Below are 14,005 nucleotides of genomic sequence, written 5' to 3'. Positions count from 1 at the left end.
GGCTCGCCGCCGGCCAATATCGCTTAGCCGCCGCGTCGTGCCGGGCTGCGAAACAGCGCGGCGGTCGCCACGCCGGCGTCTGCGCGCGGCCGCTGTGGCGCCCGCGGTGGGCTCTGCGGCGGCGCCGCCCGGACTGGCGCTGGCGCCGGCGCGCCCGAGCGTGCCGGTGCCTGGCCGCGATTGCGCGCGTCGCGGCCAGGGCTGCCGCCGCGCCGGTTGCCGTCGTGGCTGCCGCGTGGTGCTGCCGGCGTCGCCGTGGCCGCTGGCTGTGGGGTCTTGCCGGGCTCGAAGCCTTCGACGATCTGTTTGTCGATCCGCCGCGTCAACAGCTTCTCGATCGCCGCCAGCAGCGGCCGCTCTTCGGCTGAAACCAGCGACAACGCCTCGCCGGAACTGCCGGCGCGGCCGGTGCGGCCGATGCGATGGACGTAATCTTCGGGAACATTCGGCAACTCGAAGTTAACGACGTGCGGCAGTTCTTCGATGTCCAGACCGCGGGCGGCAATGTCGGTCGCCACCAGCACGCGCACCGTGCCGTCCTTGAAACCGGCCAGCGCGCGCGTGCGCGCCGGCTGGCTCTTGTTGCCGTGGATCGCCGTGGCCTCGATACCGGCCTTGCACAGATACTCGGAGAGGCGGTTGGCGCCACTCTTCATGCGCGTGAACACCAGCACCTGTTTCCAGTCGCCCGACGACACCAGATGGACCAGGAGGTCGCGTTTGACCCAGCTGTCGACCGGGTGCACGCGCTGCGCGACGAGTTCGGACTCGGCGTTGCGGCGGGCGACTTCGACCATCGCCGGGTTGTGCAGCAGGCCGTCGGCCAGCTTGCGGATTTCGTCCGAGAAGGTCGCCGAGAAGAGCAGGTTCTGACGCTTTGCCGGCAGCACCGCGAGGACGCGGCGGATGTCGCGGATGAAACCCATGTCGAGCATGCGGTCGGCTTCGTCAAGCACCAGGATCTCGACGTTCGACAGTTCGAGCGTTTTCTGCTGCAGGTGATCGAGTAGTCGTCCCGGTGTCGCCACCAGGATATCGACGCCGCGGCGCAAGGCGTCGATCTGCGGGTTGATGTTGACGCCGCCATAGATCAGCGTCGACTTGAGTTTCATGTACTTGCCGTAAGTGCGTACGCTCTCCTCGATCTGCGCCGCGAGTTCGCGCGTCGGAGTCAGGATCAGCGCTCGCACGCGCTGGCGTGGCTGCGCATTGGCGTCAGCGCGGGCCGGCATGGTCGCCAGGCGTTGCAGCAGTGGCAGGGTGAAGCCGGCGGTCTTGCCGGTGCCCGTCTGCGCGCCGGCGAGGACGTCGCGGCCTTCGAGAATCAGTGGGATGGCCTGCGCCTGTACTGGCGTTGGCTCGGTGTAGCCTTGTTCGGCGACAACACGGGTGAGCTCGGCCGACAGGCCGAGAGCGGAAAACGATTGGCTCAAAGAAAATCTCCGGTGAACAACCTGCTGTGGCGTGACGCCAACAGAGCCGGTTCAGGCGCTTGGAACGGATGGGATGGGGGGATGCTTCGGGGCGATCGGCAGGTGCCGATGGGGGATCAACCGCGAGAGGACCGAGCTGCCGACCGGATGAAACGCGGCTCTGTTCTGAGCGGCACTATACACGCTTTGGCGTGAAAGCCGTTAGTCTGTCTGCTGGCGACGGACGATACAGCCTTCTCGCCGCCGCCCGAAATGCTCAGGCGGCGAGTGTTCGGCGCTCGCGCAGGGCCTGCGCCAGCGTGCCGGCGTCGACGTACTCGAGCTCGCCGCCGACCGGCACGCCGCGGGCGATTCGCGAGACGCTGACGCCACGGCTCTTGAGCATTTCCGAGAGGTAGTGCGCGGTCGCTTCGCCCTCGTTGGTGAAGTTGGTGGCGATGATCACTTCGCGGACCACGCCGTCGCTGGCCCGCGCCAGCAGGCGGTCGAGCCGTAGTTCGCCGGGGCCGATGCCGTCGAGCGGCGAAACGCGGCCCATCAGCACGTAGTAGAGCCCCGAATAGGCGTGCGTCTGCTCCATCATGTTCATGTCGATCGGCGTTTCGACGACGCACAACAGGCTGGCGTCGCGTTTGCCCGACAGGCAGCGTCCGCAGACCTCGGACTCGGTGAGCGTGTTGCAGCGCCGGCAATGACGCAGTGCGGTCAGCGCCAGTTGCAGCGCGTCGGCGAGACGCTGCGTGCCTCCCCGGTCGTGCTGCAGCAGGTGGTAAGCCATGCGCTGAGCCGATTTCGGGCCGACGCCCGGCAAACAGCGCAAAGCCTCGATCAGCGAATCGAGGCTCGATGGCGTGCTCATCAGAACGGCAGCTTCATCCCGGGTGGCAGGCTGAGGCCGGCGGAAAAAACCGGCCATGCGCTCCTGCGACAGCGCCTCGGCGCGCCGCATGGCGTCATTCAGCGCGGCGGCCACCAGATCCTCGAGCATTTCCTTGTCGTCCATCACGCTTGCATCGATGGCCACCCGGCGCACGTTGTGGCTGCAGGTCATCAGTACCTTGACCATGCCGGCGCCCGACTCGCCCTCGACTTCGAGCTGGGCCAGCTCGTCCTGGGCTTTTTTCATGTTCTCCTGCATTTGCTGAGCCTGTTTCATCAGGCCGGCGATTCCGCCTTTCATCATCTTTGTTGCCTCTTCTTGAAATAAGGGGTTAAACGGGTTTTATGGAAGACTCGATCAGCGTGGCGTCGAACATTTCGATGACTTCACGAACGAAGCCATCTTCCTCGACCGAAGCGATAGCGCGGTCCTGACGTTGCTGGCGATCACGTTGCGCGGTCACCGCCGGGGTATCGCCAGCGGGTGCTTCGAGTTCGATAAACAGCTTCAGGGGTTTGCCGAAATGCTCGGAAAGCGCCTGCTGCAGCTTGTCCTGTGCGGCTTTCATCAGCAGGTGACGATGCGTCGGCGAGAGGCGCAAGGCAACGCGCGTTGCCACCATTTCGCGCCACTCGCAGTGTTGCGCGAGTTCGCGCGCCATGCCGCTGATTTTCAGCGCGGCAAGGATTTCGTGCCAGTCGCCCGGTGCTTGCTCGCTGGCGACGACGGCTGGCCTTGCAGGGCTTACGGCGGCTGGCGCGGACACCGCGGCGGCGACGACGGTCGGCGTTGCGGCGCTGCCGCCAGCCGCTGGCTGACTGGCCGCAGGCGTCGCGGCTGCGGCTGCCGGTGCTGCTGCCGGCGCGTTCGCCGAGCGCTGCCCGCCGACTGCCCTGGCGAGCGGCGGTGGCGTTGCTGAATTGGTCTCGAGCGCCGGCCGGAAGGCGTACAGACGCAAGAGGGTCATCGTGAAGCCGGCGAGCTCGTCGGGCGCCAGTGGCAGTTCCTGTCGGCCATGCACGGCGATCTGGTACGCCAGTTGGACGAATTCCGGGTCGAGCGCGGCGGCGAGTTGTTCAATCCGCTGCCGCTCGGGCCAGTCGTCGGCGACGGCTTGCGGCGCCAGTTGGGCAATCTGCAGGCGGGTGAGGACGCTGGCCAACTCCTGCAAGGCGGCGTCGAACGACAGACTGCGCGCCGCCATTTCGTCGGCGACGTGCAACATCGCCGCGGCGTCGCCGGCGAGCAGGGCGTCGAGGATCAGGAACAGGTGATCGACGTCGACCGCGCCGAGCATCGCGCGCACCTGCGCTTCGTCGACCTGCCCGGCGCCATGCGCGATCGCCTGGTCGAGCAGCGACAGCGCGTCGCGCATGCTGCCCGCCGCCGAGCGCGCGAGCAACTGCAAGGCGCCGGCTTCGGCACTGATCGCCTCGGCTGCGAGGACCCGCTTGAGGTGCTCGGCGATCAACGGCTGCGTCATCTGCTTGAGATTGAACTGCAGGCAGCGCGAGAGAACGGTGACCGGGATTTTCTGCGGGTCGGTCGTCGCCAGGATGAATTTGACGTGCTCGGGCGGCTCTTCGAGGGTCTTCAACATGGCGTTGAAAGCCGCGTTCGAGAGCATGTGCACTTCGTCGATGACATAGACCTTGAAGCGGCCACGCGTCGGGGCATAGACCGCGTTCTCGAGCAGCTGCCGCATCTCGTCGACCTTGGTGTTGGTCGCCGCGTCGACTTCGAGGAGGTCGACAAAGCGGCCACTGTCGATCTCCTGACACGCCGAACAAGTGCCGCAGGGCGTCGCCGTGACGCCGGTCTCGCAATTGAGCGCTTTGGCCAGGATGCGCGCCAGCGTTGTCTTGCCGACGCCGCGGGTACCGGTGAACAGGTAGGCGTGGTGCAGGCGTTGCTCGGTCAGTGCGTGCGTCAGCGCTCGCACGACGTGCTCCTGGCCGACCAGGGTGGCGAACGTTCGCGGGCGCCACTTGCGCGCCAGGACTTGGTAACTCATCGGCGGATTCTAGCAGACGGCGGCTTGCCGCAGCGCGGCAGTTGGTCGGTCGTGGCCCGCCTGCGGCAGCGGTGCTGGCGAGCGGCCGACGATTGGCGGCGTGCAGAAGCGCAGGGCAAGGGTGGCGAGCCTTACCCCCGGCACTCACATAAGACAGCTGTGGCTGCTTCCTTCCGGACCTGACCAGGTTCACCATCCTGCGATGCGGGGAGACCCGCCACGAGGAATGCTATCACATCAGCCGCCGCCGCGTCGGAAATGGCGCTGGAAGTCGTCGATGAAAGCCGCGTGCTGATCGGCGTTACCGCCGTCAAAGGCAATCGAGACCTGCAGGCGGGGCAGCGCCAGCGCGCCCAATTGCAGTGTCGGCAAGGGCTGGCAGCGGATTTCGGCGCGCCGCTCGCCCTGCTGTAGGCGCCAGCCGTCGGCCAGCGGTGATACCTGCCAACCCGCCAGCAGCGGTTGCAACTGGCGCGTGAATTCAGGTAGCGCCAGGCTCATCGCGAATTGCCGCACGGCTTGTTCTCAGCCGCCGGCGATCGGCGGCCAGATCGCCAGCACGTCGCCCGCCGACAGGCGCTGCGCGTCGCGCTGCGGCGCTGGCACGAACTGGCCGTTGAGCAGCACCAGATGCACCAGGCGCGGCGGTAGCGCGCGCGCCGCGATCAGCGAGGCGACGGTGCTCTGCTCGGGGATTTCCAGCGCCAGGGCGTTGCTGCGGCGGGCGTCCGCCGGCAGGTAGTCGGTCAGAAAGGCGTACAGCTTGAGCGTGATCTGCATCAGGCGGCGGCCAGCCCCCGCGCCAGATAGGCCTCGCTGAGCAGCGTCGGGTTGGCGAGCAGGCGCTCCTGCCACTCGCCGAGACGGACGCGGCCCTGGATCAGGCCGCGCAAAACGCCGATGTGCTCGGTATGTCCGATGCTGTTCGAGCCGACCAGTCGATCGCCGTCGAAGACCAGCCGCAGATAGCGGTAGGCGGTTTCGTCGAGCAGTTGTGCGGTCTGACGACCTGGCGCGTCGTGCCACTGGCCGAAAGACGCCGAGATCAGCCCGAGCGTGTCGAGAACGTTGAACACGAAAGTCCCCGGCAGCGTCGCCGCCTGACCCGCCATGTTCAGCGCGGCGACGCGCGCCTGCTCGACGGCGTCGGGTTGAATGGCGTTGACGACGCGGCGACCGGTGGCGAACTCGACCGCCTCGGCGACGTCACCGGCGGCGTAGATACCGGCGATGTTGGTCTGCATCGAATCGTCGACGAGGATGCCGGTGTCGACCGCGACGCCGCTGCCGGCGAGGAAGTCGATATTCGGCTTGACGCCGGTGGCGTTGATCAGCGCGTCGACCTCGAGGCTCTCGCCGTCGTCGAGTTTGACCAGCAAGGCGTTGCCTGCCGCAGTAATGGACACCACCCGCCGACCGGTACGCACCTGCACGCCCTTGCTTTCGCACCAGCGACGAATCATGCCGCCGGCCACCGCGTCCAGCATCCGCGGCACCATCCGGTCGCCCATTTCGACGACGCTCAGGCGCCGGCCGTGCGCGGCCAGCGACTCGAGGATGATGCAGCCGATGAAGCCGGCGCCCATCTGCAGCACGCGCGCGCCGGCGCCGACGGTGTCGGCGATCGCGCGCGCGTCGGCGAGCGTCCAGCACGACAGCACCTGTGGCAGGTCGATGCCGGGAATCGGCGGCCGTAGCGGCCGCGAGCCGGTGGCGAGCAGCAGCTGGTCCCAGGCGAGGACGCGGCCGTCGGCCAGGGTGAGCGTGTGCTGCGCGCTGTCGAGCGCGCTTACCCGAGCCTCCAGCAGGCTGATCCGCAAGCGCGCGAAGTGATCGGCATCCTTGCGCAGATAGGTTCCCGCTTCGCCGATCTTGCCGGTCAGCAGGTAGGGAATCGCCATCCGCGAGTACGGCGGCTCGGGCTCGTCGCCGATCAGCGTGATCTCGGCCTGCGGATCGGCACGGCGCAAGGTTTCGGCGGCAACGACCCCGGCCGGGCCGTTACCGACGATCAGGTGCTGGCGCACCTCAGAGGCCCAGGCGTGCCCGCGTCGCCGCGGTCGGCACGCCGTCGGCCGTCCAGCCGCGCGCGCTGTAGTAAACCGGCAGCATTTTGCCGATTTCGGCGACCATCCCTTTCGAGCCGCCGGTCTTGCACGGTTCGTTGAGCAGCCGCGGTGGCAGCGTGTCGTCCTTGCCGGTGATCCCCGCCGCCAGGTTGAAGTCGCGTTCGAGGTTCCAGATCCGCTCGCCCATCTGCAGCAGCGAATCCTGCGACCAATCGCCCTCGCAGGCGGCCTGAATCTGCGGCTGGATGTCGTTCATCGTCCACGCGAAGGTGGTGAATACGCACAGCCCGCTCGAATCGACGACCGCGGTGGCGTCCTGGAAGGCCTTCAGCATTTCCGGTTTGCCTTCGGTTTCTCGTGGATCGGTCTTCACCGGGATACCGAAGACCTCGCTGGAAACCATGTAGCCGCGCAGATGGCAGGCGCCGCGGTTCGACGTCGCGTAGGCCAGCCCCATGCCTTGCAGCGCTCGCCCGTCGTAGGCCGGAAACTCCTGCCCCTTGACGGTCATCGACAGCTCGGGCCTGCCGTACCTGGCGCACACGCGCTTCGAACCCTGGCCGAGGATCTTGCCGAAGCCTTCGCCACGCGCGGTCATCTCGGCCAGCTTGCAGAGCGCTGCGGCCGAGCCAAAGGGCACTTCCAGGCCGATCTCTTCCTTGCTCAGGATACCCAGGTCGTAAAGCTCCATCACCGCGCCGACGGTGGCCCCGAAAGAGATCGGGTCCATGCCGTCTTCGTTGCACAGCAGGTTGGCGAACTGTAGCGCTTCGAGATCGTCAACGCCGTTGGCGCTGCCCAGTGCCCACGCCGCTTCATATTCGAGACCACCGTTGGCGCCCCAGTATTCGGGCCGCGTCTCAACCGAGAAATGCGTCTCGTCGATTCGCGAAATCCGCCCGCAGGCGATGGTGCAGCCAAAGCACGCCTGATTGGTGACGAGGTGCGAGCGGCCGTCGCTGGCACGTTTTTCGTGCATCGCTTCGGCCGAGATCTTTCGCGCACCTTCGAACTCGACGTCACGGTGATTGCGCGTCGGCAGCGCGCCCATTTCGTTGATCACGTTCATCAGCACCTGCGTGCCGTAGGTCGGCAGGCCCTGGCCGGTAACCGCATTTTCGGCGAGCATTTTCTTGCCGGCGGTGGCGGCGGCCATGAACGCCTTGGGGTCGGCGATGTTGCCGACGCCGCGCGTGCCACGAACGGCGATTGCCTTGAGGTTCTTCGAACCCATCACCGCGCCAACGCCGGAGCGTCCGGCAGCGCGGTGCAGGTCGTTGACGATCGCCGCGAAGAGGACCTGATTTTCGCCAGCGCGGCCGATGCTCGAAACACGCAGCAGCGGATCCTGGTGACGCTTCTTGAGCGTCGCTTCGGTCGCCCAGACGGTCGTTCCCCACAGGTCGTCCGCCGGCAGCAGCTCGGCCAGCTCATTCTCGATGTGCAGGTAGACGGGCGTCGGCGACTTGCCTTCGACGATGATCATGTCCCAGCCGGCGAACTTCAATTCGGCACCGAAGAAGCCGCCCGAGTTCGAGCACGCGATGACGCCGGTCAAGGGGCCCTTGGTGACCACCGAATAGCGCCCGCCGGTCGACGCCATGGTGCCGGTCAGCGGTCCGGTGGCGTAGATGATCTTGTTCTCGGGAGAAAGCGGGTCGACCAGCGGGTCGATTTCACTGACCAGATACTTGCTGGCCAGCCCGCGTTGTCCGAGGTACTGCGCCGCCCATGCCATGTTCAGCGGCTCGCTGACACAGCTTCCCTGGGTGAGGTTGATGCGAAGAATCTTGCGAGTCCAGGCCATGGTCGTCTCTCCTCAAACCCGTGCCGCACTGTCGGTCTTCTGCGCCCACTTGCGCATCCGCTCGAGGCCGGTCCAGTCACTGTCGATATAGGTGATGGCGTCGGTCGGACACGCTTCGGCACACGCCGGCTCGCCGCCGCAGAGGTCGCACTTCTGGACCTTGCCGGTTTCGTGGCTGTAATTGATCGTGCCGAAGGGGCAGGCAATCGTGCACACCTTGCAGCCGACGCAGACCGCGTCGAGAACGACCTTGGCGCCGGTCGCCGCGTCGATCTTGATCGCCTCGACCGGACACGCGTTGAGGCACCAGGCTTCGGCACACTGGGTGCAGGTGTAGGGAACCTTGCGTCCTTCGTGGTGGAAGTCGAAAACCTTGATCAATGACCGCGACGGGTTGAAGGCCCCGGTATGCTCGTACGAGCAGGCCATTTCACACTGCAGGCAGCCGGTGCATTTGCCCGGGTCGATGTGCAAGGATTTCTGCATGACGTCTCCTCCGTAAACAGATCAATGAGATTCTGCTGAATGACGCCGCAGTCCTCTCTTCCCCGCTGCGACTGACTGCTCACTATAGGCAATAGCGGGCACTTGTAAAAGTTGCGTTGCACCAATTTTCCGCCGACCGCTATTCTCGTAAGGGAATGCGTCCGACGACAGCTTCGCCAGACGTCGGCAACAGCCCGGTCAGGGCGCTGATGTTGACGCTCAGGCGGCTCGCCAGGCGCCAGGCTGGATCAGTCGCCTGTCCGGGGTGTCAGGCTTGTCCTGCGCTCGGGTAGGGCATGTGCGCCCGCAACAATAGCGGCGCAGAGAACCGGCCCGGACCGGCGACACGCTTGCTCCATCTGCAGCCATGTATTGCTGCGCCGCAGCAATACAGGTCAACGAATGCCGTCGTGACGCGTTATCCTCGGTCATTGGCGTAAATTCGCCAGAAGCGGCATACCGGTCACAGGCCGAATCGTTGCGCGGCGTCGCTGCCAAAGCTCGCGCAGCGAGGGCGTCAGGAGGCATCGCGCATTGGCCGGGCCTGCCGCCCACGAAACAGATAAAGGAAGCGCATGACAAAACCCGCCAATCACCCGCAGCGCTTTGCGCTCAACTATGAGCTGCACGCTCGCCCCCCGGAAGCGCTGAGCATCCCGGAGCAGGCCTCGTATCTGGCGCTGGCCACCGAGCCGTCGAACAGGCAAGCCGAGTACGAGAGCATCGTCGAGCTATGCACGCGTTACGGCGTCACTTCGCCGGCGCCGGAGCTCAATCACTTCAAGGTCGATCTCGGCACCTTCCGGCTCAAGTGGGAGCGGCGCGCCGAGTGCAGCAGCTACACTTTTTTCCGACGTGGCGACGCCGGTGATCCCTTTGCCCAGCCGGTAATCGCCAGCGTGCCGCAGGCCTGGCTCGACCAACTACCGGGGCAGGTGCTGGTGGCCGCGCACGTGGCGCTACGCAAGGCCCCGGCGGCAACGCCCGAAGCCGAGGAACTGGCCAGTCTGTTCGAAGGCAACCTACTCGTCGGTGGCCGCGTCGGCGACGGCGTCGCCAGCGTGCGCGCCGACTTTCGCATCCACGCCGACGGCTTCAGCCGCTTCCTGATCGACGACATCAGCCTTACGCCCCGCCAGGCGGGACGAATGGTGCAGCGCTTGCTGGAGGTAGAAACCTATCTGATGCGCGCCTTGCTGACGCTGCCGGTAGCCAGGGCGACCTTGCCGGTACTGGCCGATGCCGACCGGCAGCTGGCCGCTTTGCTCAACGAAATGGTCGACGTCCGAAGCGAGGACGAACCCGCGCTCCTTGACCAGCTGACGCGGCTTGCCGCGGTCGTCGAGGGCACCATCTCGTCCACCCTGGGCAAGATTTGCGCCGCACGCGCCTACCAGGATCTGGTGGAACGCCGCCTTGCCGAACTGCGGGAAGTGCGTGTCGAAGGCGTGCAACCCATCGGCGAGTTTGTCGAGCGTCGGCTGCTGCCGGCGATGAGCACCTGCGAAACCGTCGCCAGGCTGCAGGACAGCCTGTCGGAACGGATCAGTCGCGCCAGCGAAATGCTGCGTACGCGTGTCGACATCTCGCTGCAGCGGCAGAACCAGTCGCTGCTCAGCACCGCCGCCCGCCGGGCGAAACTGCAGTTGCGCCTGCAGGAGACGGTGGAAGGCTTGTCGGTGGCCGCGGTGAGCTACTACGTCGTCGGCCTGGTCGGCTACGCCGCCAAAGCCATCAAAGCCGCGGGCGCGCCGGTCAATCCGGAAATCGTCACCGGCGTCGCGATTCCGATCGTCGTGATCGTCGCCGCGCTGGGCGTTCGCCATATCCGCCAGCTGGTGCAGCGCGCGGTCACTTGACGGGCGCGCAAAGGCCCTGCCATCGAGAACCTGGGCCTGCCTGAAGGCAGCGGTCGGCCCGGGTTTCGCGAGTCGACTCCTTGACGAGGGTTTGCCGTACCCGATATTCCTATGCGTTGGCGGATAGTCCGCAAACCGCCGCGGAATAGTCGCCGCTCAAGCAGTCGCCTCCCGCTCCTGCAGCTCCTTGAGCGTCCGCCCCTTGGCATCTTTCCACTCAACGCGGCCGTTCGCACTACGCCCCAGCGCCACTGCCGCGGCGGTAGACGGCGAGCTGAACGGGTAGTCCTGTGAGAAGCAGTAGCCGTCGTCGTCGCACGCCAGTACGCCATTCTTGATCAGCTCTTCCCGCAGCTCGTACATGCCGCGAACGTGCAATTGCATTGACGGCACGGCATCGCGCACGGCACGTGACCCAGCCTTCACGACAAAGCCCTGGTTCGACTCGAAGCCTGTGGCCACAACGCCCTTGCCCCTGCAGGTCAACAAGGTTGCAGTAGCGACGGCAGCGGGCGCCGCCTGCTCGAAGGCATGCACGCCCAGCACCGGCAGCATACCCAGCATGTTTTCCAGGAACACCACCATGTCGGCACGGTCGGCCTCGCTCAGGGTCGGCTCGCTGGGCGTGTTGCCGTTCTCCAGCGGCAGCCGCTTGGCAGCCTTTGCCAGGCGTACCAGATTGGCCTCGAGAAACTGCACATGTGCCTTGTTCAGTTGGCCCGGAGCGGCCACAAAGAACACCGCCCGGTTCCAGAAATCTTTCTGCGCGTAGTGGCTCTCCAGCCTTGGCCGGATGGGATCGCCTTCGCCGATATAGAGCTGCTCGCCTTCGCCATCCTCACGTGGACCCAGCAGCAGGTAGACGCCGGTCTGGCCGAGTTCGGCGCGAGCCTTCACGCGCGGCAGTAGGGCGCGCGGGAACATCAGTGCCTTACCGATCCAGTTCGAGCGCTCGACCACACGCAGACCGTCGGGATCGCCATCGGCGACGAATATACGCAGTGAGAAGGGTTTGGTGATGTTCATGTGTTGGCTGTCCATGCTACGTTTGGCTTGTTGAACCGCCGTCGGCGCGATCGCCGCAGCGGTCAAAGTGCGGCTCTCTTGCGCTCTTCCTCGCGGATAAATCGCGACAGATGAAAACTCGCCAGGGCGATATCCTCTTTTTTGAGGATCATCGACTCCTTGGCCAGAAATGCGGGCAGTGCCTTTGGTTCCAGGACCCAGACCTCGCGAGCGCTTCCAGGCCCTTGCTCCACATACCATCCCGGGAAAAGAATCACGGCACGAGCGGCGTAGGTTTTCCCGGTGCTGGCCGACAGCAGTTGCTTCAACCACGCCGCTTGCGCCTTCGCCTGGATCAGCGGGTTGCGATCCGGCTCCAGCGAGCTGACGCGCAGCGAATCGCCCTCGCAGACGACGCGGGCGTCGCCCTTGAGGGGCTTGCTCCAGGTCTTGGTTTCGATGGTGAAGATACCAGTGGGGCCGATCAGCACGTGGTCGATGTTGAAGCCATCGCCCATGAGGTCGTGGAAGACGTGATAGCCGTTCTCCCGCATGCGTTCGAGGAACTGGCCGACCGCTCGTTCACCTTCAATACCTTGCCGGAGTGCCCGGAATCGTGGCCGCAAGCGCCAGAATCTCCACCCGACAAACGCTAGCAATCCGAGGGTGACCGCCGAGAAGAGTTCGGGCTGGGGTGGCCGATCGGCGTAATAGCTCCACCACTCCATCCACGTTATACCGAGAAAACCGATCGCCACAATGGCTGGGGTTTCCAACTTGTCTTCAAGCAGTTTCCGGCGTTCCTCTTCGAGCGACTGCCCCGGATTGCGCAAGGGCTTGTCCTTCAGCGGCGATCGCGTTTTCGGGCTCATACGGTCTCTGCGGCAGCACCGTTCAAGTCACTGGCAATCAAGCGAAACTGCTCCAGCGCCGCTTCGAGGTCGTCGACGATTTCCTGCGCGATCACTTCGGGTGCTGGCAGATTGTCGCTGTCGGCGAGGCTGTCGTCCTTGAGCCAGAAGATGTCGAGGCTGGCCTTGTCGCGGGCGATCAGTTCGTCGTAGGCGTACACCCGCCAGCGGCCGTCGGGGCCGGCGCCGCTGGCGGCGGCCACCTGCGCGCTCCAGGTGGCCGCGCGGTCGTGGCGGTTGGCCGGGCGATCGGCCGGCTCGCCCGCACGTCGCCCCTGATACAGGCGGACGAACTCGTCGAGATCGGCGCGTTTCAGCGGCCTGGTCTTCAGCGTGAAGTGCTGGTTGGTGCGCAGGTCGTAGATCCACAGCTGGCGGGTCCACGGCGCCTTGCTGGCCGGTTTCTTGTCGAAGAAGAGCACGTTCGCCTTGACGCCCTGCGCGTAGAACAGCCCCGTCGGCAGGCGCAGCAAGGTATGCACGTCGCACTCGTGCAGCAATTTGCGGCGGATCGTTTCGCCGGCGCCGCCTTCGAAGAGGACGTTGTCGGGCACCACCACCGCGGCGCGGCCGTGCGACTTGAGCAGCGTCTTGATGTGCTGCACGAAATTGAGCTGTTTGTTCGAGGTCGTCGCCCAGAAGTCGTCGCGCTCGATCACGTCCTTCTCGGTGCTGCGCCTGCCGTCGGCGCCTTCGATCTGCGTACTGCTCTTCTTGCCGAACGGCGGATTGGCGAGCACCACGTCGAAGCGTTCGCCGGGGTCGGCCGCCAGCGCGTCGGCGACGACGATCGGTACGCTGGTTTCCGAGCCGATGCCGTGCAGCAGCAGGTTCATCGCACACACGCGTGCCGTGCCCTGCACCAGTTCCCAGCCGCGGAAAGCGCCTTCCTTGAGGTGGCGCTTCTCGTCGCGGGTGAGGTTGGGGTAGTTGCTGGTGATGGCGTTGTGCGCGGTGAACAGGAAGCCGCCGGTGCCGCAAGCCGGATCGCAGACCGACTCGCCGGGCCGCGGCGCGATGGCGTCGACCATCGCCTGGATCAGCGGCCGCGGCGTGAAATACTGGCCGGCGCCGGACTTGGTGTCCTGTGCGTTCTTCTCGAGCAGGCCCTCGTAGGCGTCGCCTTTTACATCGGCGCCGAGCGACGACCAGTCTTCCTCGTTGATCAGGTCGACGATCACCCGCCGCAGCTTGGCCGGGTCCTGGAACTTGTTCTGCGCCTTGTTGAAGATCAGTCCGAGCGTGCCTTTCTCGCCGCCAAGCCGTTCGAGCGCGTGCCGGTAGTGGTCGAACAGTTCGTCGCCGTCGCGCGTCAGCAACTCGGGCCAGGCGTAGAGCGCCGGGATGATGCTCGGCTGCCGGTACGGCGGACGCGATCGCTCGTCGGCCATCTTCAGGAACAGCAGGTAGGTGAGCTGCTCGACGTAATCTCCGTAGCTCATGCCGTCGTCGCGCAGGACGTTGCAGTAGTTCCAGAGTTTCTGGACGAGGGTGTTTGAGTTCATCTTTCGGGGTTCGGTTTGAAGCGCGTCAGCGCTGTT

At 65.6% G+C, this 14,005-nt stretch carries 12 protein-coding genes, 1 other RNA gene and 1 pseudogene; 1 reads left to right on the top strand and 13 read right to left on the bottom strand.

Going from position 1 to position 14,005, the window contains the following annotated elements; translation table 11 throughout:
* Nucleotides 1–23: 23 nt before the first annotated feature.
* From QZ656_RS10850 to QZ656_RS10805, 10 genes and pseudogenes are all read right to left on the bottom strand, one after another.
* On the bottom strand, nt 24–1,433 hold the full coding sequence (locus QZ656_RS10850; protein ID WP_291993397.1) for a DEAD/DEAH box helicase: 1,410 nt from the start codon (nt 1,431–1,433) through the stop codon (nt 24–26).
* Between the two features lie 256 nt (nt 1,434–1,689).
* The gene (gene recR / locus QZ656_RS10845; RefSeq protein WP_291993832.1) at nt 1,690–2,292 is read right to left on the bottom strand and encodes a recombination mediator RecR; all 603 of its coding nucleotides are present in this window, start codon (nt 2,290–2,292) and stop codon (nt 1,690–1,692) included.
* 57 nt (nt 2,293–2,349) lie between these two features.
* Nucleotides 2,350–2,613, bottom strand: a pseudogene (locus QZ656_RS10840) (YbaB/EbfC family nucleoid-associated protein); the annotation flags it as partial.
* 31 nt (nt 2,614–2,644) lie between these two features.
* Nucleotides 2,645–4,327 (bottom strand): DNA polymerase III subunit gamma/tau, encoded by a 1,683-nt coding sequence (dnaX, locus tag QZ656_RS10835; protein ID WP_291993396.1) that lies wholly within the window; start codon nt 4,325–4,327, stop codon nt 2,645–2,647.
* 120 nt (nt 4,328–4,447) lie between these two features.
* Nucleotides 4,448–4,546, bottom strand: an RNA gene (gene ffs, locus QZ656_RS10830) — signal recognition particle sRNA small type.
* 18 nt (nt 4,547–4,564) lie between these two features.
* The gene (locus QZ656_RS10825; protein ID WP_291993395.1) at nt 4,565–4,828 is read right to left on the bottom strand and encodes a hypothetical protein; all 264 of its coding nucleotides are present in this window, start codon (nt 4,826–4,828) and stop codon (nt 4,565–4,567) included.
* A gap of 24 nt (nt 4,829–4,852) precedes the next feature.
* On the bottom strand, nt 4,853–5,107 hold the full coding sequence (locus QZ656_RS10820; protein ID WP_291993394.1) for a MoaD/ThiS family protein: 255 nt from the start codon (nt 5,105–5,107) through the stop codon (nt 4,853–4,855).
* On the bottom strand, nt 5,107–6,354 hold the full coding sequence (locus QZ656_RS10815; RefSeq protein WP_291993393.1) for an FAD-dependent oxidoreductase: 1,248 nt from the start codon (nt 6,352–6,354) through the stop codon (nt 5,107–5,109). The genes QZ656_RS10820 and QZ656_RS10815 overlap by 1 nt, the downstream gene beginning before the upstream one ends.
* Before the next feature lies 1 nt (nt 6,355).
* On the bottom strand, nt 6,356–8,203 hold the full coding sequence (locus QZ656_RS10810; protein WP_291993392.1) for an aldehyde ferredoxin oxidoreductase family protein: 1,848 nt from the start codon (nt 8,201–8,203) through the stop codon (nt 6,356–6,358).
* A 12-nt stretch (nt 8,204–8,215) separates the two neighbouring features.
* A complete protein-coding gene (locus QZ656_RS10805) occupies nt 8,216–8,689 on the bottom strand; it encodes a 4Fe-4S dicluster domain-containing protein (RefSeq protein ID WP_291993391.1) in 474 nt (157 codons plus the stop codon).
* Nucleotides 8,690–9,264: 575 nt separating this feature from the next.
* Between QZ656_RS10805 and QZ656_RS10800 the strand changes: the two genes are divergently transcribed.
* Nucleotides 9,265–10,548 carry a DUF3422 domain-containing protein gene (locus QZ656_RS10800; protein WP_291993390.1) on the top strand — a complete coding sequence of 428 codons (1,284 nt, stop codon included), beginning with the start codon at nt 9,265–9,267 and terminating at the stop codon, nt 10,546–10,548.
* A gap of 156 nt (nt 10,549–10,704) precedes the next feature.
* On the opposite strand, the gene QZ656_RS10795 is transcribed toward QZ656_RS10800, so the two are convergent.
* The 3 genes from QZ656_RS10795 to QZ656_RS10785 form a co-directional block, all read right to left on the bottom strand.
* Entirely contained in the window at nt 10,705–11,574 is an 870-nt protein-coding gene (locus QZ656_RS10795) for a GIY-YIG nuclease family protein (RefSeq protein ID WP_291993389.1), read from the bottom strand.
* 62 nt (nt 11,575–11,636) lie between these two features.
* Nucleotides 11,637–12,425, bottom strand: coding sequence for a nuclease-related domain-containing protein (locus QZ656_RS10790; RefSeq protein ID WP_291993388.1), 789 nt, complete (start codon nt 12,423–12,425; stop codon nt 11,637–11,639).
* Nucleotides 12,422–13,969, bottom strand: a complete 1,548-nt coding sequence (locus QZ656_RS10785) for a class I SAM-dependent DNA methyltransferase (protein WP_291993387.1) — start codon at nt 13,967–13,969, stop codon at nt 12,422–12,424. Before QZ656_RS10785 ends, QZ656_RS10790 begins: the two co-directional genes overlap by 4 nt.
* Between the last annotated feature and the right edge of the window lie 36 nt (nt 13,970–14,005).

The sequence above is a fragment of the Candidatus Accumulibacter sp. ACC003 genome, from assembly GCF_907163085.1.
Taxonomy (GTDB): Bacteria; Pseudomonadota; Gammaproteobacteria; order Burkholderiales; family Rhodocyclaceae; genus Accumulibacter.
This window is presented reverse-complemented; position numbering and strand designations above follow the sequence as displayed.